Source organism: Streptomyces sp. NPDC057543, assembly GCF_042801895.1.
Taxonomy (GTDB): Bacteria; Actinomycetota; Actinomycetes; order Streptomycetales; family Streptomycetaceae; genus Streptomyces.
The window spans coordinates 1-22,218 of record NZ_JBHVFF010000015.1 but is presented as its reverse complement, the minus strand read 5'-3'; the positions used below and the strand labels follow the sequence as shown (position 1 = coordinate 22,218).

Sequence of the window (22,218 nt, the reverse complement as noted above, 5' to 3'; positions counted from 1 at the left end):
CGGTGCGAATTTCGCATCGGGCCTCCTCGCCGGTGGATCAATTCGACTTCGCCGCCGTCTTCCTGGCCGCCGTCCGCTTCGTCGCGGCGGCCTTCTTGCGCGGCTTCTTCGCCTCCCGGGCGTCCGGCACGGGCCCGCGGCCGGCGGCATGGTCGGCGAATGCCTCCGCCGCCTTGTCGGGCTCCCCGGACCGCAGCAGGTCGACGAGACGGCCGTGTTCGTCGGCCATGGCGCACCAGTCACCGTCGAAGAGCGGGTCGGAGATGGCCCGCAGGGTGCGCAGGCTCGGCTCGATGACCTCCCACATCCGGGCCAGGAACGGATTGCCGGCGAACTGGCTGACCTGGGTGTGGAACTCTATGTCGGCGTCGCGGAAGCCGCTCACATCGCTCGCGGCGACCGCCTCGCGCATCCGCTCCACCAGCGCGTCGAGCTCGGCGAGCTGCTCCCCGGTGATGTGCTCGGCGGCGAGCCGGGCGGCGAGGCCCTCCAGCGGTTCGCGCACCTGACGGGCGTACTCCGCGTCCTGCGAGGAGATCTCGACCACGAAGTGGCCACGGCGGGGGACGTGCGTGAACAGGCCCTCACGCGCGAGCCGCTTGACCGCCTCGCGCACCGGGGCCTGGCTCACACCGAGCCGCCGCGCGATCTCCGATTCGACCACCCGGTCGTTCGGCGCGAGATCGCCCTCGACGACGGCCTGGCGGAGCAGTTCGTACACCTGGTCCGAGATCAGGGTCTTACGGAACCGGTCCTTGTTGGTGGCCAGCGTGGAGTCGAATCCACCCGACGCGTTGGATGCCATGAATTCCCAATCTTGCACTGGGGCACGTAAGTTGCGACATAATACGCGCCCATCTTCTCTCGATGGAATCACACCGAGGTTTCCAGCTGCTTGGACAGCCATTCCAATTTGACGACCTCATGGGCGGGCCCGCCGCCTTCGTGATCATTGAACGGATAGGTCCGTATCTGCTTGTCGGCCTGGTCCACATTCCGCTGGGCGCCGTAATGGTTGAACGCCGCGTACACCGTGGAGGGCGGGCAGACGCGGTCCATCAGACCGACCGAGAACAACGTCGGCGCATTCGCCCTGCGGGCCAGGGCGGCGCCGTCGAAGTAGGACATGGTGCGGGCGACCGTGGCCGCGTGTTCGCGGTGCAGCTTGACGAACCTGGCGACCTCGACGTACGGCGGCAGGTCGGTGATCGTGGTGGCGCGCGGGAAGTGGCACAGGAACGGCACGTCCGGCATGACGGCCACGAGGTCGGGGACGAGACCCGCCGCGGCGAGCGCGATCCCGCCGCCCTGGCTGGTGCCGGTGACCACGGTGCGGGCCGGATCGACGTCCGGGTGCGTGCGCGCGGCGGCGACGGCGCGCACCGCGTCGGTGTACAGGCGCCGGTAGTAGTAGCGGCGCGGATCGAGCACGCCGCGGGTGAGGAAGCCGGGCGCGGCGATGTCGCCGGCGGCCGGGTCGGGGTCGGGGGTCTCGGCGCCCTGGCCCCGGGTGTCCATGACGAGGTGCGCGTAGCCCGCGTCCGCCCACAGCCGCTTCTCGTGCGGGGCGCCCCGGCCGCTGCCGTAGCCCAGATACTCCACGACGACCGGCAGCGGGCCGGTGCGGGTCACCGGCAGGTGGAACCAGCCACGCACGGGGTGGCCGCCGTAGCCGGCGAAGGTCACGTCGAAGCTGTCGATCGTGGCGAGCCCGTTGTGCACCGGCTCGAACGTCGCGGCGAGGCCGAACTCCTCCTGCCGGCCGAGTGTCTCCTGCCAGAACGTGTCGAAGCCGCCCGGCTCGGTGAGGGCCGGGCGGTATCTCTCCAGCTCGTCCAGGGACAGGTCGAAATGTGCCATGGGGCATCTCCTCGGAGGTCGGGACCGACTCTCGGCGAGGCGGAGTCGGTCACTGTTCATCGCCTATCGATCATCGATAGAATCGAATCAGGGGCGTTCGAGCACTGTCAACCACGCGTACGGTCATCCGCCGAGTCCGTACACCCGGACCGCGGTCGTGTGCAGTACCCGATGCCGCTGATCCGTCGTCAGATGGGCCAGGCCGAGCGCGGACGCCGTGAGCGAGTCGGCCCGTGAGCCGCGGGGCAGGCAGATCGGCCAGTCGGAGCCGACCAGGCAGCGGTCGGGGCCGAGCGCGTCCACGACGTGTCGCACCATGTGTGCGATGCGTTGCGGCGGTACCCCGTGCTGCTGGGTGAGCAGCCCGGAGATCTTCACCACCACGTTCGGGCTCGCGGCGGCGCGCTCGACATCGCGGTACCACTCCCCCGCCGCCGGCGTGCGCAGGTCCGGCGCGTTGCCCAGGTGGTCGACGACGACGGTCAGCTCGGGATGCCGTGCGGCGATGTCGGCCGCCGCCGTCAACGCCTTTTGCTGGAGGTTGAGTTCGAGCACCAGCCCGGCTTCGGCCAGCACCGGGACGAGCGCGCGGGCCGACTCGGGGGTGCCCGTCCACGAGGTGCCGCCGAGCCGCATCCCATTGGGGGGCAAGTCGCCGAGCTCGTACAGGAGGGCGCGGAACAGGTCGGGGCCGCCCGCGCCGTGGACGTGCAGGTTGGCCACGTACCCGGTGACCAGATCCGGTCGGCACAGGCGCAGTTCACGTAGGGCGAGCGTCTCCCCCGCATCGCCACGCGACGCCTCGACCAGGATTGCCCCTGCCAGGTCGAGGCCCGCGCCCGACTGCTCCAAGTCGTCCTCCCGGAAGACGCGATGGTGCTCGCTGTCCGGCCGGATCCATGGAAATCCCTCGGCCGGATCCCACAGGTGGACATGGCAGTCGATCACGGTGCGCCTCCTCCTCGGGCTTACCGGGGCCGCTCCGGAGTATTGACATGTCGGCTCCCCGCCCGTGAGTCTAACCATCGGCTATCGATGGGCGATTATTCAATCCGTACGTGACGAGGGTGCAGGTGTTCCCGATGCTCAGGCCTGAACGAACCGGCGGCGCGCGCACAGTGGGCGAGGCACACGGACCTCTGCTGACCGCTACCCAGCGCGTCACCGAGATCCCTCAATGGGCTTATCTGGAAAGGGAGTTGTTCGCCGTACAAGACAAGGCGTGGCGGCTCTTCGCGGACCGCTACACCGAAGGAGACGGCCGCCTCGTCTTCCGCGACACACTCGGGCAGGGACTGGACGGCCGGGACGGCGTGGACGATTTCTATGAGCCGTTCTTCAACTGGCCGACGCTGTATCTGCTCGGCGGCAGCGCGGATTTGCTGACCGCAGCGCGGCGGCACTGGCGCGGAGTCACCACGCAGCTCACCGAGATGGGCATGCTCGTCGACGGCCTGGAGCGCGGCTACGACTGGTTCCACCAGGGCGAGGGCCTGCTCCTCTTCTACGGCCTGTGCCTCGCGGCCCCGGACGACGCGGAACTGAGCGAACTCGCCTGCCATTTCGCTGACTTCTACCTTCCGGGCGGCCCCAACTACGACCCCGGGCACCGGGTCGTGCGCGCCCCCCACAACGGCGCGGCGGGACCGCGCTTCGGCTTCAGCGACGAAGAGGCGTACTTCCCGTGGAGCCTGGCCCTGCGTCCGTACGGCCTGCCGCTGGACGGGGTCGACGGCGTCACGTCCTTCGACGACCTGACCGCGTCGCCCGAGCGCGCCCGCGCGTACGGCCGCGCGATGTGGGATCGAATGGGCCGTGGCGACACGATCGTGAATCTGGCCGCCACCGGTCTCGCCACCAACGCCTTTCTGCTCAGCGGAGAACAGCGATACGCGGACTGGGTGGCCGAGTACGTCGGCGGGTGGCAGGAGCGGCTTGCGGGTCGCGACGTCGTGCCCGACAACGTGGGCCTGAACGGCGTGGTGGGCGAGTACCTGGACGGCCGCTGGTACGGCGGCCACTACGGATGGTCATGGCCGCACGGCCTGTCCCCCGTCGGCAGCGCGACCATCATCGGCGCGGCCAACGCGACGCTCCTCACCGGGGACCGAGGCTTCCTGGACCTCGCCCGCAATCCCCTCGACGTGGTGCTGCGCCACGCCGAGCAGCGCGGCGCCGACCGGATGGGCACTCTCGGCGAGCGCTGGCAGCCGCACCTGCGCGCGATGACGTCCGAGCGCACCCTCATGGTGCCCCAGCGGCACAACGACTCCGGCTGGTTCGACTACACCGTAATGCCGGGCCAACTCCCTTTGACGCTCTGGCACTTCAGCCGCGAGGAGGCCGACCGGGACAGGATCGAGCACCTGCGCACCGAATCCCACTGGGACTGGACCACCGTGCACACCCAGCGCATCAAGGACGAGGCCGGGCACGAGGAGCCCTGGTACGAGTTCCTGCACGGGCGAAACCCGCATTTCCCCGAGCGGATGCTGCGCAGCGCCCTCGCGAGTTGCACCGAGCGGGTCGAGGCCGTCGAGAACGACACCGTCGACCCGGCCGTTGGCCCCGACGCCCTGGGCATCCACCACTGGCAGCACCTCAACCCGGTGGTGACGGAAGCCCTGTTGCAGCTGACCACCGGCTCCCCGCAGGTCCTCTACAACGGCGGCCTTGCCCAACTGCACGTGCGCTACCACGACGCGGACGCCCGCCGCCCCGGCCTTCCGCCGGACGTCGCCGCGCTCGTGTCCGACATCCGACCGGACCACACGGTGGTGGAGCTGATCAACCTCGGCGGTGCGGCGCGCTCCCTGCTGGTGCAGGCGGGCTCGTTCGCGGAGCACCACGTCGCCACCGTCCGCATGGACGACGGACCCGAGCAGCCGGTCGACGGACCGTACTGCCGCGTCGACCTCCCGGGAAACTCACGGATCCGGCTGACCCTGACCATGACGCTGCGCGCGCGCCGCGCGGCCTGTGCCTCCCCGTGGGGGAAAGCATGACCGACCGACCGGCGGCGAACCGGCTGCCCTTCATCCTGCCCGGCTTCGGCATGGGCACCGCTCCCCTGGGCGGCCTCTTCGAGGCGGTCAGCGATCAGGAGGCCGCCGCGACCCTCAAGACCGCGGCCGAGGCCGGGATCACGTACTTCGACACCGCGCCCCGCTACGGACACGGCCTCGCCGAAGAGCGCCTGGGCCGGCTGCTCGCCCCGTCCGCAGGCACCGACCCGGTGATCTCCACAAAGACGGGCTGGCTGCTGCGACCCCGGCCGGACGGCTCCCCCGGAGAGGTGATCACCGACTGGACGGAGCGCGGCATCCGCGAGTCCCTGGAGGCGAGCCTGATCCGTCTGGGCCGCTCCAGCGTCGACATCCTGTATCTGCACGACCCGGACGACTACCCGGACGAGATACGCCGCACGGCCTATCCGGCGGTACGCAAACTTCGTGACGAAGGGCTGATCCGGGCGGTCGGATTCGGCATGAACCACAGCGGTCCACTCGCGTCGTACGTGGCGGAGTTCGAGGTCGACGTCGTGCTCATCGCGGGCCGTTTCTCGCTCCTCGACCACGAGGCGCTCACCACCCTGCTGCCGCTGTGTGCCAAGACGGGCACCGCGGTGGTCGTCGGCGGTGTCTTCAACACCGGCCTGCTGGCCGACCCGTCTCCCGGCGCCATGTTCAACTATCGGCCGGCTCCCGCGGAAGCCCTGGAGCGGGCACGGCAGTGCCGGGCCCTGTGCGACGCGTACGCCGTACCGCTCCCCGCGGCCGCGATCCAGTTCCCACTGCTGCATGCTGCCGTCAACTCGGTCGTCCTCGGCTGCCGTTCAGCGGCCGAGGTGACGGCGAACGCGGCGGCCGCCCGCTTCCCGATCCCGGACGAGCTCTGGCAGCGGCTCGCGAGGGCCGGGTTCGTTCCCGAACAGTTGCTGGATGAGCGCACCGGGTGACTACGGACGACCGGCTGCGGCTGCGTCCCGCCGGCGGCAGGCGGGTTGCCGGGGACCGGAGGGGTGGTTGTTGCTGGTCGCATCTCGGCCGCACGCGGTTCGGAGCCGAGCAGTTCCTCCTCGAAACCGTTTCCGTGCTCGGGCAGCAGGTCCCGCACCGGGTCGCCGGGCAGCGTGTCGTCACAGACACGCGGTCCGGGACGGCGATCGCCAGCTCCTTCAAAGGCCACAGGGCCCAGGCACGCCGATCAAAACCACGGCGCCCACTCTCAGGGAAGCCACGATTCGCCTGCGCATCGTCTGCCTCAGCCGACCTTCGGGGCGCCGTCGGGGAGGTCGGCGGCGCCCTCGCAGCGTTCCACGTCGCGGGCGACCACGCGGGCGACGTCGGCCGCCAGCGCGGAGAGCTCTGCCTGCCTGGTGCTGTCCTTGGTCTCAGAGACGCCTCCGATGCCGACCGAGACCTCCAGGAGATCCTTACGCCCCTTCGCATACGGGCAGTCGACGAACAACTCGGCCCTGTTGTAGCTCTCGATGTACCCTCCGGCCGCTCCGAGCGAGAGCGGGATGTTGCCGGGTTTCGACGCATCTCGCTGCACCCATTCCCGGCTGTATTTGGGGTCCTGGAGCCTGCTGTACCTGATCTCGAAAATTCTGCCGCCGCCGGACAGGTCGCACATCCCCAGCCCCTTCGACGCATCACGCATGAAGTTGACGGCGCGTTCTTCCTCGAAGGGCCTGCCCCGTTCCGGCAGTAGAGACTTCACATGGGTACTGGGCACCGCTTCCGCGCATACGCGGTCGGGTATGGAGAGCGCCGGCTCCCGGTCCGGCAGGAACAGGGCGATGCCCACTCCTGCGAGCACGAGAACGCCCAGAGCGGCGAACACGATCTTCTTCCGCTTGTTGCCACCCGACGGCGTTCCCGTCGCATCGTTCCGCACGGTCCTTCTCAGCTCCCTGCCCGTTGGCGACCCATGCTGTAGCCCTCCTTGACGTGGCGGGCGGCGGTGTCGGCCTGGCTCCTGGCATTCTCCGGGTCGGTCCCGGCCGCGACGGCCGCCTGATACGTGGCGTCGTACACAGCGTCCGCGGACTTGGCCCGCTGGCTCTCCAGGAAGTCGCTCCGCTCCTGACCGGCCTCGTCGCTGGAGTCGCGGGTGTAGTGGTCCACGACCGCTTCCTTGATGTCCCCGATGATCATCCCGGCGGCGTCCCCCGCGACCGGCAGCTTGGACAGCCCCATGTCGATGGCGCGGTCGGCCCACTTGTCGGCGGTCGTCAGGCCCTCGTTGAACTCCTCGTCGGAGGCGATCTTGTCGTCGTACACGGCCTGGGTACGGGACTCGGCCATGATCCCCGCGATCTCGGCGCCGGGGGTGACGCGGTTTCCGATCTCTGGCGAGAGCTCGTTGTACCTCGCCTTGTCGTGGTAGGCATCGTTGATGAGCTCGGTGGTGACCGCCTGCTGGGAGTTGATGATCGCTCCATAGGCATCGGGGTCCTTGCCCACCCCGGCGAGGAAATCCTTCAGCAGCCCCGGCGACAGGTCGCCCAAGTTGGCGTTGCTTCCGTAGGTCGGGATGTCCCGCTTGCTGTTCATCCCGTCCTGAACGTCACGCATGTACTCGGCCGTGATGTTGCCGAGGCTGTCGCTCAGCGGGGAGTCGTCGAGCCGGTCGTGGTTCTTGCCGTACTCCGCGACGATCCGGTTGACGAGGTCCGCGCTGCCGGACGAGTGCTTCGGCGGTGTCGCGTCGGAGTCGTACGGCAAACCGATGGTGGCCGATTCGAGGGCGTGGCCCAGGGCGTCGTGCCCCAGCGGCTTGCCGTCCTCGCCCGGTGGCCACTCCCGGGCGTCGTCGCCCTTGGCCACCAGGTAGTCCCAGTTGTCGAGCTTCTTGCCGTCCGCGGTCGTCGAGTCGTTGAAGAACTCCAACGACGCCTCGGGGTTGTGTCCGAGGCCTTCCATGAAGCCGGCGAACGGGTCGTTGGGCTCGTCCGTGGGCGGGTAGTTGAGGTTGGTCGTGTCGCGCCAGGCGACCTCCGGGTCCCCAGGGAACTCGCGCTCGTACTTCAGCAGGCTGTCACCGTAGTCGTGCAGGAAGTCGTCGTCGAACTTGCCCTTGCCCATCAGGCTGCTCATGACCTGGTAGCCATTGGGCCCCATCGGCAGTCCCTGGATCGGGAACGGCTTGTCACCGGCCGCGATCACCTCGCGCTTCCAGGTCTCCATGGCAGGACTGTCGCTGTGGGTGGCGGTGGCCAGTGTCATGCTCAGGTTGTCCTGGACCTCGGCGAGGGTCTTGGCCCGCTCGCCGTCGACCGCGCCGCCGGGTGGGGCCGCCATGTCCCGCCAGAACTGGAGCGTCCCCTCGGCGCCCAGCGTGGTGGCGAACCGCTCGCTGAAGCCCGGGTTGTCGCGCTGGTACCTGAGGGTCTCGTTGAAGCGCGCGACGTCCTCGTCGCTCCACTCCCCGGGGTTGGTCTCCCTGGCCTTCTTCGCCCAGTAGTCGGCGTCCGCCTTGCCTTGACGGTCGTCGGCCTCCTCGAGCCCGCCCGGACCGTCGCCGGTGAAGTCGTACTTGTTCTTCGCCAGTGCGCGCAACGCCCGCGCGGCGATGCGGTCGGTCTCGCTCGCTTCCCGGAGCACCCGCTTCACCCGGCGCTCCGCGACGGCGAGTTCCTCGTCGCTCGGCGTGTGGATGTCACCGTCGCCGGCCGCCGCGCCCGAGGGGACGGAGGCGACAGCACCGCCCTTGGCGTTGATGTAGATGTTGGTCTTGGCGACGTCGTCAATGACTGTCCGCAGTGCCGCCTTGTGCTTCTTGAAGGCAGCGCTGGCGTCGCGCAGGATGCCGAGCACGCTCTTCGCCTGGGCGGCCACGTCTTGGAACTCGACAGCGATCTTGGTGACGAACTCCTTGGAGATGGTGGCATTGGCCCCCTTCCAGTCGGCGGCGTCCGCCTGCCTCCGAAAACCTTTGGCGCTCGTACCACCGCCCTCCCCGGTGGCCAGCGTCTCGAGCTTCGTGTACATCTTTTCCCAGTCGGACACCGCGGTGTCCAACGTACCCAGACGCAGATCGGTGAGTTCCTGCGCCGTCATCGATTCCGCTGTCATCCGCCGTCCGACCCCCGTAGCTTTCAGCCACTGATCCTTCTGCGAAGCTAATTGATGTAGTCGTTGATCTTCGAAACGGACATCAGGTCGCCACCGGCGTTCCTCATCCCCGTATCGATATGGGCCTCGTCCTTGGCATGCTGCGCGCGCGTGAAGTCGAAGTGATTCGAGATGTGCGCGCACGCCTCCTTCGACGTCGCGGTCTGGGTGTTCCACGCATCGTGCAGCTCGGTCAGCGCGGAACCCATGTCGAGACCGTCGTTGAACAGGTCGATCGACGCGGTGAACGTACTGGGGCGTGCGAAGTCGCTGTCCGTGCCGAACTTCTGACGCAGTTCGTACGCCGTGTTGCCCATCTTCCCCAGTTCGTCGTCGTGCACGACCAGATCACCGTCAGCCGAGCCGCCGCCCCCGTCGGCGGGTATCTGGTTGAGCTGCATGTGCGCGGAGTGCTTCTCCGTGGCATCGCTCTTGAGTTGTTCCCATTCGTCCCATGCCATGTGCTGAACCCTTCCCCCGTACGTCGGTCGCCCACGTGGACGCCCTCGCTCCATGCACGCTAGCAACTTGTGTGCAGAGCGAACGCGCTGGAGGGAGATGGGCACGTTTTGCTCACATCGGAGCGCCCGCCCTCTCCCGCCCATACATGCAATGAGAGAACTTACTGACATATTGCCGCCGTTATAAACGATTGTTCGGTCGAAAGGCGATGCACACACCGAGGCTGCTCGCGACGGCCGTCCACGCAGAAACTGCACGACCAGCGGAATGACGACCCATCAGCAGAACTGCCACGAGCATCACTTCAGCGTCAGGGAGTCAGCACCGCTCACGGAACCTCGTTCCGCCGCGGACCTCACGACATCGAACGTCAGGAAACGGGAAACCAGGCCGACAGGCGCTTGGCAATGACCGGTACATCGATGTTGTCCCGCGCGACTTCCTCGACGAACGGGCCGGCAATGGAGACGGCCGGCGGGACGACACTGGCGCTTACGCCGTTGAGCCGCAGGAAGAGGCGCATGGCGAGCCAAGCGGTGCGCTCGTTGCCGTCGATCAGCGCGTGATTTCGGGCGCGGAGTGCAGCAGTGCCGCCGCCTTCCCGTGCAGCGTGTGTGCGCTCGATCCGGTGAACGGAGGGAAACAGATCGAGCGAGCCCACTCGACCGTAAAGCCGCAGGTCAGGAGCCCTTTGAGGCGGGCTCGAGAATAGCCACGCACTCCACGTGATGCGTCATCGGAAGGGTGTCGCAGGCAGCGAGGCCGGGAGAAACCGCAGGACGGAACCGGTTTCTCGGCTCAGCCGGCGACACCTCAGGCGTCCAGAGCGTCAAACGAGCGTCACGGCCAAGACGGGTCGACCCTGCTCGACGGGTGTCGACGGCAGTCCCGCACACTGCCGGAAACAAGGACGTCAGATGTGCGGAATCACCGGTCGATGCTCACCCCCGGGCGCCAGCCACCGTCGACCGGATTCGGGGTCGTAGTGGCGGAAGTAGTCGTAGTGGAGTCCTGTTTCCGAGTCGGAGTACTGACCGGGGAAGCACAACGGTGTGTACGTCGAGCTTGTCGCTGTCCAGACAGTAGTGCCCCACAGAGTGCTACGGGTGTGCCACGTGACGTCGCCTCTTTCGTCGACGAGTCGGCGGCCGGGAGCGGTTCGGGGACACGCCCGACGCACTGCCCGCGCCGCCGGACCCAGGGCTCCGATTGACGGCACGGCCGGGGCGGTGTGACGATGCGCCGATGTCGGACCTGCACGCCCGGATGGCCGCCCGGGTCGGTGACCTCACGGCCGTCGTGGTCGCGCGCTGCGCGGCGGAGGCGCCGTTCTACGGGGCGCTGCCCCGCGCCACCCTCCAGGGCGAGGTGGCGCGGTCCATCGCGGCGGTGCACGCGCTGTTGCTCAGGGCACTGCGCGACGGCGGCGGGGGTCCGATGGGGCCGGGCGATCTGACCCGGCTCATCGAGTGGTCGGCGCGCCGGGCCGAGGAGCGCGTCCCCCTGGAGGCGGTGATCGCCGCATACCTGATCGGCGCCGAGGTGTGGTGGCAGACGCTGACCGAGGTCGCGGAGCCCGGTGAGCTGGCCGGGGCGGGCGGCAAGCTGCTCGCCTGCCTGCACGCCGCGCTGCCCGCGGTCGTCCTCGCCCACCAGAACGCCCAGGAGGACCTCCACAGCGAGGACAAACGCGTACGGCGGGCCCTGCTCGGCGCCCTGCTGGCAGGACGGCCGTACGAGGAGCTGGCGGGCGTGGCGCGGGTGGCCGTGGTGGGTGAGTACGAGGTGGTTGCCTTCGCGTTCGAGTCCGACCCGCCGAGCAGATTGGTGCAGTCCTCGCTCGACGCCTTCACCGGGATCCCTGTGCTGATGGACCACGTCGCTCGGATCGCCTTGTTGCCGGGCAGGTCCGATGTGCCGGGCCTGGTGGCCCGGCTGGAGAAGGACGTGGGGCAGCCCGTGCGCGCCGCCGCCGCCCGCTCCTCCGTACCGGCGGCCATCTCCTCGGCGGCGCAGGAGGCCGGCCGCGTGCTGGATCTCGTCCGGCGCCTGGGACGCCCGCCCGGGTGCTACCGCCTCGACGACGTGCTGCTGGAGCACCAGCTCGCGCGCCCCGGGGACGGCCTGGTGCGGCTGGCGGCCAAACTCGACCCCTTGGAGGAGCATCCGTACCTGCTTGAGACGCTGCGCGTGTTCGTGGAGCGGGGGCTCAACCGCCGCCAGACGGCGTTGGAGCTGTGCGTCCACCGCAACACCCTGGACTACCGGTTGCAGCGAGTGAGCGCGCTGACGGGTCTCGACCTCGCGGTTCCCGCGCAGGCGCGGCTGATCCAGGCGGCGCTCGTCGCCAGGGACCTGGCCGGGCCCGCGGATCACCGCGGGGGCACCGGATGGCAGGGATCCGCAGGAGCAGCGGAAAGCGGATGAATCACGGCCGGCGTCGGCGAGCGCTCGGCCTGTCATCTGTCAGAGCCAGGCGCCGAGTTCCTCGTGCCTGGGTGCGAGGACCGGGCCGGCGCCGGGGTGGTCGAAGACCATGACGGGCCGGTCCGCGTTCCAGCCGGACCAGCCCGGCTGTCCGGTAGTGGCGAAGGCGACCCAGGCCCGGTGCATGGCGTCGGCCAGTGGCTGGGGCGCGCCGGGCCCGGTCAGGTCCTCGGCGGCGCGCAGGTTGTCGAAGACGAAACCGAGTTCCAGCGCATGGCACGCGCCGAGTCCCATCACGGGCGAGCGCCAGCAGAATTCGTAGACGAAGGTGCGGGCGGGCCGGGAGTCGGCGAGGCGGTTGAGCGGCCCCCGCAGCAGCAGGTCGGTGGCCATCTCGCCCAGGATCTCACCGGGTTTGGCGTGCGGCCGGTTGGCTCGGTACAGGCGTGCCACGCGTTGCGGGACACGGATCTTCAACAGTGCCAGCCGCAGGGTGAGCCGGCTGATCCGGTCCACGGTTCCGCCGGGTACGAACCACAGCCGGTACTCCTCCCGGTTGCAGCCCAGCAGCAGGTCGGCCTCGGGAAGGGGCGGGGCGGCGGGCACCACGTCGCCGTCGACCACGATGTGGAAGCCGGGACCGCCGCCGATGGGGTCGGACCGGTCGACGACGGCGGCCTGCGCGTCCAGCAGCAGGTCTCGGTCCACCGCCGCGAACGCCTCGGCGGTGGCCGGGATCCGCAGTCTCTTCGCCATCGACCGTACGGTCTTCGCGCCCTCGCGGCGCGACGTCGTGTGCGGCGGGCCGCTCTGCAGGATCGCCCGGTGGAACAGCCCGGCCGCGCCGGGGCTGGTCATGAGGGCCGCGACGCTGATCGCGCCGGCGGACTCCCCGCACACGGTGACGTTCGCCGGATCTCCGCCGAAGGCGGAGATGTTGTCGCGGACCCAGATCAGGGCTGCGATCTGGTCGAGGAGGCCCCGGTTGACGGGGGCGTCGGGGAAGACCCCGAACCCCTCGACGCCGAGCCGGTAGTTGACGGAGACGAGGACCACCCCGTCGCGCGCGAAGGCGCCCCCGTCGTAGAGCGGCAGGTTCGCCGAGCCGTTGCGCAGGGAACCCCCGTGGATCCAGACCATGACGGGCAGCCGGCCCTCGCCGACGGATGGGGTCCAGACGTTGAGGTTGAGACAGTCGTCCCCGGCGATGCTCGGATCGGGTATCAGCCGGTCGAGGGGCGGGCGGTAGGGGCGTTTGGGGGCGGTCGGCCCGTACTCCAGAGCGTCTCGTACCTCTTCCCAGGACTCGACCGGGGCGGGAGCGCGGAAGCGGTGGGCGCCGAAGGGCGGGGCGGCGTAGGGGATGCCGAGGAAGGTGGCGATCCCGTTGTGGAAACGGCCCCGGATCTTTCCCTGCCGGGTGGTCGCGATGAGGTCCATGGCGGTCCTTCCATGTGCGAACGGGGGCCGGCCGCCCCTGGTCGCGGGAGCGTCAGGGGCGGGCGGCGTGGATCGGGACGGCCGCCGGTCACGGCAGAAGGGATCTCCGGGAGCGGGTCACCGGTTTGCGAGGCCGTTGCGGCGGACGTCGGACCAGGTGCCGCTGTCGGTGCAGATCCCGCAGCCGGCCCCGAAGAACTGTGCACGCGCCGTCTGGTCCCCCATCAGGTGTGCCTTGAACCAGGCGGTGGTGGGCGCGGCGAACGGGCCGGGGTCGCCCACGACCGTGAGGTGATCGGCGCCGCGCAATTCCCCGTAGATGGCCGGTATGTGGTCGGCGTCGTTGTAGAAGGTCTTGACCATGAAGGGGAAGACGATGCTGTCCTTCTGCCCGGCCAGGAGGAGTGCGGGTACGTGTACGTCGTCGATGTCGGCGAGCGGCCCGGGCTGGATGGGCAGGATGGTGTCGATGCGCGGGTCCGCGCCGACGACGATGGCGGCGGCGCCACCCTGCGAGTGACCGGACGCGCCGATGTGCTCCAGGTCGACACGGTCGTGGAAGGGGCTGCCGGGGTCGGCGTTGCGACGGGTGAGCAGGTCGATCCCGGCGCGCATGGAGATGCCGAGGTTGGACTGCGGGGTGTTGGCGGCGGCGACGATGAAGCCCTGACTGGCCCAGTGGAGCAACAGGTCGCGGTAGACGACCGGGAAGGCGAAGGTGCCGTTTCCCCACACGATCACGGGGTGGCGGCGGTCGCTGGTCGCGATGTCACGCGGGTAGTACAGGGTGGTCACCACCCCGACCTCCACCGCGGTGGCGTAGGGGCCGGGAGCGCCGTAGTCGGCCGCGGCCGCCTCGGCACTGGCAACGGCGGGGGAACCGGTGGACGCCGCTGCCGCTCCCGCGCCGGCAGAGGCCGTCAGCAGGAGCAGGAGCGAGGTCAGGGGGACGAGCAGTTTTCTCCAGAGCACAGCGGACTCCCGATGTCGTCACGGTGAACTGGATGTTTCATCCGGCTCACGCCTTGTCTGATCGCACATCCTGAAGCACGGTTCGAGACCCGTCTCTGCGCAATCGCGGCAAGCAGCGACGTCGGAGTTTGTGCAACATGCCGAGAGGCCTGAGCGCGGTGAGGGTGCCATGCTCGGTTCCGCCGCTACGACAGAGAGCCCGCCGCCCGGTCCCGAGAGGAGAACGCCGGGAACGGAGAAAGCCCCGCGCACCGTCCGCCCCGGCCCCGTCCAGGCAGGTCCTCCTGAGAGGGACTCGGGAGGCCCGGACGGGGGCCGGCAGCGGGAAGCGGTGCGCGTGGCTGTGAACGACTTTTCTTGGCTCAGAGGAATCGTCGAGGACGGAGTCCATGCCGCTCGCGGCACGATCGGTCGCTGAGCCCTGCCCCGCCGATCTCTTCCGCTGACACCATCTGCCCAGGGGAAAGACGGCATGGGCGGCAGACGACCATGCGGACCAGAGGGCTACTCGTCCGACGCTCCGTCGGGACCAGCGTCAGGACGGTTTCCCATACGCCCCGCGGAGTAGGGACAACGCGTCCACCGTCTCGCACGACGTTCACGAAGCCGCAGGTCAATCCCTCTCCCTGGTCCCCCGACATTCCACGTCGTGCACACGCGGAAACAGGTCGGCGGCCATCCAGCAGCCTGAAGAACCTGAGGAAACAGCAGGTCAGGAGCTCTTTGAGGCGGGCTCCAGAATAGCCACGCACTCCACATGATGCGTCATCGGAAACAGATCGAACGCCCGCAGCGTGCGCACCCTGTATCCGCCCTCGCGGAAGTACGCCAGGTCGCGGGCGAGGGCCGCCGGGTCGCAGGCGACGTAGGCGATGCGGCGGGCGCCGAGGCCGGTCAGGTGCTTGACGGTCTGCTTGCCGGCGCCTGCGCGCGGGGGGTCGAGGACGATCAGGTCGGTCTCGGTGATGCCGGTGCGCGGCAGGATCTGGTCGACCTTGCCGTGTTCGATGCGGACCCGCTCCAGGTCCTTCAGGTTGTGCCGGGCGTCCTCGACGGCGCGCTTGCCGGACTCGATGCCCAGGACCGCGCCCTTCTCGCCGATGCGCTGGCCGAGGGCGCCCGCGAACAGGCCGACGCCGCAGTAGAGGTCGAGCGCGGTGTCGCCCTTGCGGGGCAGGAGGCCCTGCATGACGGCGCGGACGAGAGTGTTGGCGGCCTGGGGGTGGACCTGCCAGAAGCCGCCCGAGCCGACGCGGTAGGTGCGGTCGTCGGCGCGCTCGCGGACGAATGCGCGGCCGTGCACCCGGTGGACGCCGCCGTCACGCTCGTCGACACGCATCACCGAGACGGGCTTGTCGAGCTCGACGAGGGGCAGTCGGCTGCCGGGCCTCGGGGTGAGGATGACCTGACGGTCGTGGGAGCCGGTGGCGGCGATGGCTTCGACCGAGGCCATGCCGGGCCATTCCCGCTTCTCGATGCCGAGCTCGGTGACGCCGGGGGCCGCGATCAGGCAGCGCTCGATGGGCTCCACGTCGTGCGAGCGGTGCTTGCGCAGGCCGGCCTTGCCGTCCTCGTCGATGGCGTACTGGACCCGGGTGCGCCAGGCCGGGACCTCGCCCGCGGGGAGCTTGTCGCCCTCGGCCGGCATGACGGTGCCGTCCCAGCCCGCCTCCTCGGGGGTGAGGCCCGCGAGGCGCTGGAGCTGTTCGGCGATCACTTCGCCCTTGAGCCTGCGCTGCGCACCGGGCTTGGCGTGCTGCCAGTCGCAGCCGCCGCACTTGCCGGGACCCGCGTACGGGCAGGGCGCCTCGACGCGGTCCTTGGACGCCTCGATGATCCGTACCGCGTCGGCGCGCAGGAAGCGGGAGTCGCTCTCGCCTTCCGTGACCTTGGCGATGATCTTCTCGCCGGGAAGCGTGTGCCGTACGAAGAGGACCCGGCCCTCCGAAGTGCGGGCGATGCAGTGGCCGCCGTGTGCGACCGGCCCGACCTCGACCTCGTACTCCTCCCCGACCAGCGACGACGTGGGTTCGTTCTGCATGAGGGGGTGGCTCCAGAGATCAAGGGAAAAACGGCCGGACAACAACCCACGAGTCTACGTGGGTGTGGTCCGGCCGTTTACCACGAGCGGGCGGGCGCGGTCAGCCCATATGGCGGGTCGGTCGCGATTGGCGCCGACCGCGACGGGCGCGGTCAGCCCTTGTTGGCGGGTTCCTTGGGTCTGCGCTCCACGGGTCCGCGGCGCACCGAGCCCGGTGCGTTCCACTCGGCGCGCTTCCGGGCACGCTTCTTCGCCGCCTCGGAGGACTCCAGCTGGTACGGCACGGACGTCACCATCACACCCGGCGTGAACAGCAGCCGCCCCTTGAGGCGCAGGGCGCTCTGGTTGTGGAGGAGATGCTCGTACCAGTGGCCGACCACGTACTCCGGGATGTACACGCTCACGACGTCGCGCGGGCTTTCCCGGCGCAGGCCCTTCACGTAGTCGATGACGGGGCGGGTCACCTCGCGGTACGGGGAGTCGAGGATCTTCAGCGGGATGTCGATGCCGCGCCGCTCCCAGTCGTCCTTGAGCGCCTTGGTCTCGGCCGGGTCGACGCTGATGGAGAGCGCCTCCAGCCGGTCGGAGCGGATCAGCTTGGCGTAGGCGAGGGCGCGCAGGGTGGGCCGGTGGAGCTTGGAGACCAGGACGATCGAGTGGACCCTGGAGGGCCGGATCGTCTCGTCGGACGGGGTCTCGTCGGCGGCGATCTCCTCGGCGACCCGGTCGTAGTGCTTCCGGATCGCGGTCATCGTCGCGAAGAAGATGCACATGCCGAGCAGGGCGACCCAGGCGCCGTGGGTGAACTTGGTGACCAGGACGACCACGAGCACGAGGCCGGTCAGGAAGGCGCCGAAGGCGTTGATCGCGCGGGAGCGGATCATGTGGCGGCGCTTGTCGGCGTCCTTCTCGGTGCGCAGGTGCCGGTTCCAGTGGCGGACCATGCCGGTCTGGCTGAGCGTGAAGGACACGAACACGCCGACGATGTAGAGCTGGATCAGCCGGGTCGAGTCGGCGCCGTAGACGACGACGAGCAGGGCGGCCGCGCCGGCGAGCAGCACGATGCCGTTGGAGAACGCGAGGCGGTCGCCGCGGGTGTGCAGCTGGCGCGGCAGGTAGCGGTCCTGGGCGAGGATCGAGCCGAGCACCGGGAAGCCGTTGTACGCCGTGTTCGCCGCGAGGAACAGCACCAGGGCGGTCGCCGCGGCGAGCACGATGAACAGGAAGCTGCCGTTGCCGAAGACGGCCTCGGCGACCTGCGTGATCACCGGGTCCTGCACATAGCCGGGGCCGACCGGCACACCGCCCTTCAGCAGGTCCTGCGCCGGGTTCTCGGCCATCCGGACGTCGGTGACCAGGGCGAGGGCGATGATGCCGACGAGCATGGTGATGGCGAGCACGCCCATCATCGAGAGCGTCGTCGCCGCATTCTTGGACTTGGGCTTGCGGAAGGCCGGGACGCCGTTGGAAACCGCCTCGACGCCGGTGAGCGCGGCACAGCCGGAGGAGAAGGCGCGCAGCAGCAGGAAGACCAGAGCGAAGCCCGCGAGGCCCTCCTGCTCCGCCTTGATGTGGAAGTCGGCGGTGGGCGCGTGCATGGTGTCGCCGAGCACGAGAGTGCGGAAGGCACCCCACGCGATCATGATGAAGACGCCCACGACGAACACGTACGTCGGAATCGCGAAGAGCGACCCGGACTCCTTGACGCCGCGCAGGTTCATCAGCGTCAGCAGGAGGATCACCGCGACGGCGCACAGCACCTTGTGCTCGACCACGAACGGGATCGCCGAGCCCAGGTTCTCGATCCCGGAGGTGATGGAGACGGCGACGGTGAGGACGTAGTCCACGAGCAGCGCGCTGGCGACCGTCAGGCCGGCCTTGGGGCCGAGGTTGGTGGTGGCGACCTCGTAGTCGCCGCCGCCGCTGGGGTACGCGTGCACGTTCTGCCGGTACGACGCCACCACGGTGAACATCACCACCACGACCGCCAGGGCGATCCACGGGCTGAAGTGGTACGCCGACACGCCCGCGACAGACAGGACGAGCAGAACCTCGCCAGGCGCGTAGGCAACGGAGGACAAGGCGTCGGAGGCGAAGACGGGGAGGGCGATGCGCTTCGGCAGGAGCGTTTCTCCGAGCCGGTCACTGCGCAGTGCGCGTCCGATCAGGATCCGTTTGGGCAGGTCGGTCAGTTTGGACACGCAGAGGATCGTAAGCGTTCCGTATGGAAGCCGCAGACCCAGTAACCGCGTGGCCCCGCAATCTCCTGCGCTCGGCCGAGAAAGCCACGAAATCCTTAACGAAATCCTTGCACTCAGGCGTCCGCGAACAGGGCGCTGTAACCATTCAATGCGGGCTGACCGCCGAGATGGGCGTAAAGGACGGTGGAATCCCGGGCGATCTCGCCGCGCGCCACGAGGTCGACCGTCCCGGCCATCGACTTCCCCTCGTACACGGGGTCGGTGACCATGCCCTCGGTACGGGCGGCGAGCCGCATCGCGTCGAGGGTGGTGTCGTCGGGGATGCCGTACGTGCCCGCGTGGTAGCGCTCGTCCAGCTCGATGTCGTCCACGGTGAGCTCGCGGCGCACCCCGATGAGCCGTGCGGTGCCGGCCGCGATCCGGGCGATCTGCTCACGGGTACGAGCGGGTTCGGCGGACGCGTCGATGCCCAGCACGCGCCGTGGACGGGCGCCCGCCTCTTCGAGCGCCGCGAAGCCCGCGACCATGCCTGCCTGGGTGGACCCGGTCACCGAGCAGACGACCACGGTGTCGAAGAACACGCCTAGCGCGCGTTCCTGCTCGGCGACCTCGTAGGCCCAGTTCGCGAAGCCGAGCCCGCCGAGCGGATGGTCGGACGCGCCGGCGGGGATGGCGTACGGCCTGCCGCCGCTCTCCTCGACCTCGCGCAGCGCCTGCTCCCAGCTGTCCTTGACACCGATGCCGAACCCGGCGCGCACCAGGCGGACATCGGCACCGGCCAGGCGGCTGATCAGGATGTTGCCGACCTTGTCGTAGACGGCGTCGGGCCACTCGACCCAGCTCTCCTGGATGAGTACGCACTTCAGGCCGGCGCGGGCGGCGACGGCCGCGACCTGGCGGGTGTGGTTGGACTGGACACCGCCGATCGATACAAGCGTGTCGCAGCCCTTCGCCAGGGCGTCGGCCACGAGGTACTCGAGCTTGCGGGTCTTGTTGCCGCCGTAGGCGATGCCGGAGTTGCAGTCCTCCCGCTTGGCCCAGACGGCCGCGCCGCCGAGGTGGTCGGTGAGCCGGTCCAGGCGGTGGACGGGAGAGGGGCCGAAGAGGAGGGGGTAGCGGTCGTACGAGGAGATGGAGGAAGAGGCGGAGGGCGGGGCTGTTTGAGTCACGGGAGCTCCCTTGATCGGGGGTGATGGAGGTGACGGTGGTGGTGGTTGGTTCGTCTGCCGGCAGGGGGCGTCCGGTTGGAGCTCGGACCGGTGGTCTAAGGCCTCTCGGCGGACGGATCGTCAGCGAGCTCTTCGAGTGCCCGCCAGATATCGGCGGTGACCCGGGCCGCCCCGTCGGCATCGCGCCCCGCGCACGCCTCGATCAGCCGGTCGTGCAGCTCCGCCGAGCCGTGCGCCGCGCTCGCCGTGCCGAACTGCCGCCACTCCAGGCGCCAAATCAATGGGGTGTAGCGCTCGACGGTGGCGGCCACGGCGCGGTTGCCACAGGCGGTGACGAGGACGTCGTGGAGCCGGTCGTCGGCGCGCAGCGCGTCCGCCACGTCGCCGCGGCTGGTCGCGTCCCGGAAGCGGTCGTTCGCCTGCCGCATCGCGGCGATGTCCGCATCCGTGAGGCGGGGCACGGCGGTCCTGGCGGCCAGTTCCTGCATGGCGCGTACGACCGCCGCCGCATCCCTGACGTCGCGCGGCACCAGACGGGTCACCCGGGTGTAGCTCTGCGGCTTGGACTCGACGAGTCCCTCGCCGGAGAGGCGGGACAACGCGTCGCGGACCGGGGCCCGGGAGAGGCCGAGGCGTTCGGCGAGGTCGGCATCGCGAACGGGGGCACCGGGCGGGATGTCGCCGCGGACGATGGCGTCCCGGATCGCCTCGTACGCGGTGTCCCGCAGCAAGGTCCGTCGGACGGGGCGCAAGGTCTCCATGAACTGACATGTTAGATGTCTGTATGGGCCGCGCTCAAGGGGCAGTCCAAGGAGACACCACTGGGGCGGCTCCACTCGGCGGCCTCCCCGTCCGCATCGCGGACGCATCCCGTCCGCATCCCGTCCGCGTCGCGCCCGCATCCCGTCCGCGTCGCGCCCGCATCTCGTCCGCAGCACGGGCGCGGCGAAAGCGCACTCGGATGAGGCCTCGCACTCCCGGCCGCATAAGCTCATCCTGGGCAACGGGACAGACCGTTGCCCCGTTGTTTGCCCGGCAAGCTGAGAAAGAAGTGTGAGCAGGGTGTTTTCGCAGGTCAGCCGGACGACCAGGACTGCGAGGTAGGCGCAAGGTGCACATCGTCATCATGGGCTGCGGGCGAGTTGGAGCCGCTCTCGCGCAGACCCTGGAGCAGCAGGGGCACACGGTCGCCGTCATCGATCAGGACCCGACGGCGTTCCGGCGCCTGGGATCCGGATTCGGTGGGCGGCGCGTCACCGGTGTCGGCTTCGACCAGGACACCCTTCGCGAGGCGGGGATCGAAGAGGCCGGTGCGTTCGCCGCGGTGAGCAGCGGCGACAACTCGAACATCATCGCCGCCCGGGTCGCCCGCGAGATGTTCGGCATCGAGAATGTCGCGGCGCGGATCTACGACCCCCGGCGCGCCGAGGTCTACCAGCGTCTCGGCATCCCCACCGTCGCCACCGTGCGCTGGACCGCGGACCAGATGCTGCGACGGCTGCTGCCCTCGGGCGCCGAGCCGCTGTGGCGGGATCCGAGCGGGGGTGTGCAGCTCGCGGAGGTGCACACCACCCCGTCCTGGATCGGCCACAAGATCAGCACGCTGCAGGAGGAGACGGGCGTCCGCGTGGCGTTCCTCACCCGGCTGGGCGAAGCCATACTGCCCACCTCGCAGACAGTGCTGCAGGAGGGCGACCTGGTCCACGTGATGATGCGTACGGACGAGATCGCGAAGGTCGAGGCGGCCTTCGCCGAAGGTCCTGAGGAGGGCGGTCACTGATGCGTGTCGCGATTGCCGGGGCCGGTGCGGTGGGCCGCTCCATCGCGGGCGAGCTGCTGGAGAACGGGCACGAGGTGCTGCTCGTCGACAAGGCGCCGACGGCTATTTCGGTGGAGCGGGTGCCGATGGCCGAGTGGCTGCTGGCGGACGCCTGCGAGATCACCTCGCTCGACGAGGCGGCGCTGCAACGCTGCAATGTCGTGATCGCCGCGACCGGCGACGACAAGGTGAATCTGGTCGTCTCGCTGCTCGCGAAGACCGAGTACGGCGTACCGAGGGTCGTGGCCCGGGTCAACAATCCGAAGAACGAGTGGCTGTTCAACGAGGCCTGGGGCGTCGATGTGGCGGTCTCCACGCCGCGCCTGATGTCGGCCCTGGTCGAGGAGGCGGTGAGCGTCGGCGACCTGGTCCGGCTGCTGCGCTTCAGCCACGGCGACGCCAACCTGGTCGAGCTGACGCTGCCCCCGGAGTCGGCGCTGGCCGGCACGCAGGTCGGCGAAGTGGCCTGGCCGGAGGACACCTCGCTGGTCACCATCATCCGCGGGCAGCGCGTGCTGACGCCGGGCACCGACGAGACGCTGGAGGCCGGTGACGAACTGCTGTTCGTGGCCGCGCAGGCACGCGAAGAGCAGTTGGAGGATCTGCTGTCGGTGCGCCGGGGCGACTCGGACGACTGACCGTCCGACCCTCTGACCGGCACAGGGCCTCGGTGACAACGACCGGCTGGCCGCCCTGGTCGCCCACC

The 22,218-nt window shown here is 69.5% G+C and carries 17 protein-coding genes and 2 pseudogenes; 5 read left to right on the top strand and 14 right to left on the bottom strand.

Annotated elements, in window-relative coordinates:
* Positions 1 to 37: 37 nt before the first annotated feature.
* The 3 genes from ACFU8Q_RS04915 to ACFU8Q_RS04905 all read right to left on the bottom strand — a co-directional run bounded on the left by ACFU8Q_RS04915 (position 38) and on the right by ACFU8Q_RS04905 (position 2,808).
* Positions 38 to 805 (bottom strand): GntR family transcriptional regulator, encoded by a 768-nt coding sequence (locus ACFU8Q_RS04915; RefSeq protein WP_384447825.1) that lies wholly within the window; start codon positions 803 to 805, stop codon positions 38 to 40.
* A gap of 68 nt (positions 806 to 873) precedes the next feature.
* A complete protein-coding gene (locus tag ACFU8Q_RS04910; protein WP_384447822.1) occupies positions 874 to 1,860 on the bottom strand; it encodes an acetylxylan esterase in 987 nt (328 codons plus the stop codon).
* Positions 1,861 to 1,983: 123 nt separating this feature from the next.
* The gene (locus tag ACFU8Q_RS04905; protein ID WP_384447819.1) at positions 1,984 to 2,808 is read right to left on the bottom strand and encodes an amidohydrolase family protein; all 825 of its coding nucleotides are present in this window, start codon (positions 2,806 to 2,808) and stop codon (positions 1,984 to 1,986) included.
* A gap of 134 nt (positions 2,809 to 2,942) precedes the next feature.
* Here ACFU8Q_RS04905 and ACFU8Q_RS04900 point away from each other — a divergent pair, with 134 nt between their 5' ends.
* The gene (locus ACFU8Q_RS04900) at positions 2,943 to 4,865 is read left to right on the top strand and encodes a hypothetical protein (protein ID WP_384447816.1); all 1,923 of its coding nucleotides are present in this window, start codon (positions 2,943 to 2,945) and stop codon (positions 4,863 to 4,865) included.
* Complete coding sequence (locus tag ACFU8Q_RS04895; protein ID WP_384447814.1) at positions 4,862 to 5,818, top strand: aldo/keto reductase; 957 nt, start codon at positions 4,862 to 4,864, stop codon at positions 5,816 to 5,818. The genes ACFU8Q_RS04900 and ACFU8Q_RS04895 overlap by 4 nt, the downstream gene beginning before the upstream one ends.
* Positions 5,819 to 6,123: 305 nt before the next feature.
* Here ACFU8Q_RS04895 and ACFU8Q_RS04890 read toward each other — a convergent pair whose 3' ends face one another.
* The 5 genes and pseudogenes from ACFU8Q_RS04890 to ACFU8Q_RS04870 all read right to left on the bottom strand — a co-directional run.
* Positions 6,124 to 6,762, bottom strand: a complete 639-nt coding sequence (locus ACFU8Q_RS04890; RefSeq protein WP_384447811.1) for a hypothetical protein — start codon at positions 6,760 to 6,762, stop codon at positions 6,124 to 6,126.
* 8 nt (positions 6,763 to 6,770) lie between these two features.
* The gene (locus ACFU8Q_RS04885; protein ID WP_384447808.1) at positions 6,771 to 8,927 is read right to left on the bottom strand and encodes a hypothetical protein; all 2,157 of its coding nucleotides are present in this window, start codon (positions 8,925 to 8,927) and stop codon (positions 6,771 to 6,773) included.
* A gap of 62 nt (positions 8,928 to 8,989) precedes the next feature.
* Entirely contained in the window at positions 8,990 to 9,442 is a 453-nt protein-coding gene (locus tag ACFU8Q_RS04880) for a hypothetical protein (protein ID WP_384447805.1), read from the bottom strand.
* Positions 9,443 to 9,813: 371 nt separating this feature from the next.
* Positions 9,814 to 10,055, bottom strand: a pseudogene (locus ACFU8Q_RS04875) (type II toxin-antitoxin system death-on-curing family toxin); the annotation flags it as partial.
* A gap of 337 nt (positions 10,056 to 10,392) precedes the next feature.
* Positions 10,393 to 10,584 (bottom strand): annotated as a pseudogene (locus ACFU8Q_RS04870) (RHS repeat-associated core domain-containing protein); the annotation flags it as partial.
* Between the two features lie 104 nt (positions 10,585 to 10,688).
* On the opposite strand from ACFU8Q_RS04870, the gene ACFU8Q_RS04865 reads away from it, so the two are divergent.
* The gene (locus tag ACFU8Q_RS04865) at positions 10,689 to 11,870 is read left to right on the top strand and encodes a PucR family transcriptional regulator (protein WP_384447802.1); all 1,182 of its coding nucleotides are present in this window, start codon (positions 10,689 to 10,691) and stop codon (positions 11,868 to 11,870) included.
* Positions 11,871 to 11,909: 39 nt separating this feature from the next.
* On the opposite strand, the gene ACFU8Q_RS04860 is transcribed toward ACFU8Q_RS04865, so the two are convergent.
* The 6 genes from ACFU8Q_RS04860 to ACFU8Q_RS04835 form a co-directional block, all read right to left on the bottom strand.
* Positions 11,910 to 13,310: a carboxylesterase/lipase family protein gene (locus tag ACFU8Q_RS04860; RefSeq protein WP_384447799.1), complete on the bottom strand. Its 1,401-nt coding sequence runs from the start codon at positions 13,308 to 13,310 to the stop codon at positions 11,910 to 11,912.
* A 117-nt stretch (positions 13,311 to 13,427) separates the two neighbouring features.
* Positions 13,428 to 14,282, bottom strand: a complete 855-nt coding sequence (locus tag ACFU8Q_RS04855) for an alpha/beta hydrolase family protein (protein WP_384447797.1) — start codon at positions 14,280 to 14,282, stop codon at positions 13,428 to 13,430.
* Positions 14,283 to 14,994: 712 nt separating this feature from the next.
* On the bottom strand, positions 14,995 to 16,323 hold the full coding sequence (locus tag ACFU8Q_RS04850) for a class I SAM-dependent RNA methyltransferase (protein WP_384447794.1): 1,329 nt from the start codon (positions 16,321 to 16,323) through the stop codon (positions 14,995 to 14,997).
* Positions 16,324 to 16,475: 152 nt separating this feature from the next.
* Positions 16,476 to 18,524 (bottom strand): APC family permease, encoded by a 2,049-nt coding sequence (locus tag ACFU8Q_RS04845; protein ID WP_384447792.1) that lies wholly within the window; start codon positions 18,522 to 18,524, stop codon positions 16,476 to 16,478.
* A 113-nt stretch (positions 18,525 to 18,637) separates the two neighbouring features.
* Complete coding sequence (locus ACFU8Q_RS04840) at positions 18,638 to 19,693, bottom strand: 1-aminocyclopropane-1-carboxylate deaminase (RefSeq protein WP_384447789.1); 1,056 nt, start codon at positions 19,691 to 19,693, stop codon at positions 18,638 to 18,640.
* A gap of 95 nt (positions 19,694 to 19,788) precedes the next feature.
* The gene (locus ACFU8Q_RS04835) at positions 19,789 to 20,454 is read right to left on the bottom strand and encodes a GntR family transcriptional regulator (protein ID WP_384447786.1); all 666 of its coding nucleotides are present in this window, start codon (positions 20,452 to 20,454) and stop codon (positions 19,789 to 19,791) included.
* A gap of 350 nt (positions 20,455 to 20,804) precedes the next feature.
* Between ACFU8Q_RS04835 and ACFU8Q_RS04830 the strand changes: the two genes are divergently transcribed.
* Positions 20,805 to 21,473 (top strand): TrkA family potassium uptake protein, encoded by a 669-nt coding sequence (locus ACFU8Q_RS04830; protein WP_072485889.1) that lies wholly within the window; start codon positions 20,805 to 20,807, stop codon positions 21,471 to 21,473.
* Positions 21,473 to 22,150 (top strand): potassium channel family protein, encoded by a 678-nt coding sequence (locus tag ACFU8Q_RS04825; RefSeq protein ID WP_384447783.1) that lies wholly within the window; start codon positions 21,473 to 21,475, stop codon positions 22,148 to 22,150. Before ACFU8Q_RS04830 ends, ACFU8Q_RS04825 begins: the two co-directional genes overlap by 1 nt.
* The last annotated feature ends 68 nt before the right edge of the window (positions 22,151 to 22,218 follow it).

Excerpts from the sequence above, each read along its gene's own strand:
- ACFU8Q_RS04915 (WP_384447825.1), bottom strand. The coding sequence starts at position 805 with ATGGCATCCAACGCGTCGGGTGGATTCGACTCCACGCTGGCCACCAAC.
- ACFU8Q_RS04910 (WP_384447822.1), bottom strand. The coding sequence starts at position 1,860 with ATGGCACATTTCGACCTGTCCCTGGACGAGCTGGAGAGATACCGCCCG.
- ACFU8Q_RS04900 (WP_384447816.1), top strand. The coding sequence starts at position 2,943 with ATGCTCAGGCCTGAACGAACCGGCGGCGCGCGCACAGTGGGCGAGGCA.
- ACFU8Q_RS04895 (WP_384447814.1), top strand. The coding sequence starts at position 4,862 with ATGACCGACCGACCGGCGGCGAACCGGCTGCCCTTCATCCTGCCCGGC.
- ACFU8Q_RS04885 (WP_384447808.1), bottom strand. The coding sequence starts at position 8,927 with ATGACGGCGCAGGAACTCACCGATCTGCGTCTGGGTACGTTGGACACC.
- ACFU8Q_RS04880 (WP_384447805.1), bottom strand. The coding sequence starts at position 9,442 with ATGGCATGGGACGAATGGGAACAACTCAAGAGCGATGCCACGGAGAAG.
- ACFU8Q_RS04865 (WP_384447802.1), top strand. The coding sequence starts at position 10,689 with ATGTCGGACCTGCACGCCCGGATGGCCGCCCGGGTCGGTGACCTCACG.
- ACFU8Q_RS04860 (WP_384447799.1), bottom strand. The coding sequence starts at position 13,310 with ATGGACCTCATCGCGACCACCCGGCAGGGAAAGATCCGGGGCCGTTTC.
- ACFU8Q_RS04850 (WP_384447794.1), bottom strand. The coding sequence starts at position 16,323 with ATGCAGAACGAACCCACGTCGTCGCTGGTCGGGGAGGAGTACGAGGTC.
- ACFU8Q_RS04835 (WP_384447786.1), bottom strand. The coding sequence starts at position 20,454 with ATGGAGACCTTGCGCCCCGTCCGACGGACCTTGCTGCGGGACACCGCG.
- ACFU8Q_RS04825 (WP_384447783.1), top strand. The coding sequence starts at position 21,473 with ATGCGTGTCGCGATTGCCGGGGCCGGTGCGGTGGGCCGCTCCATCGCG.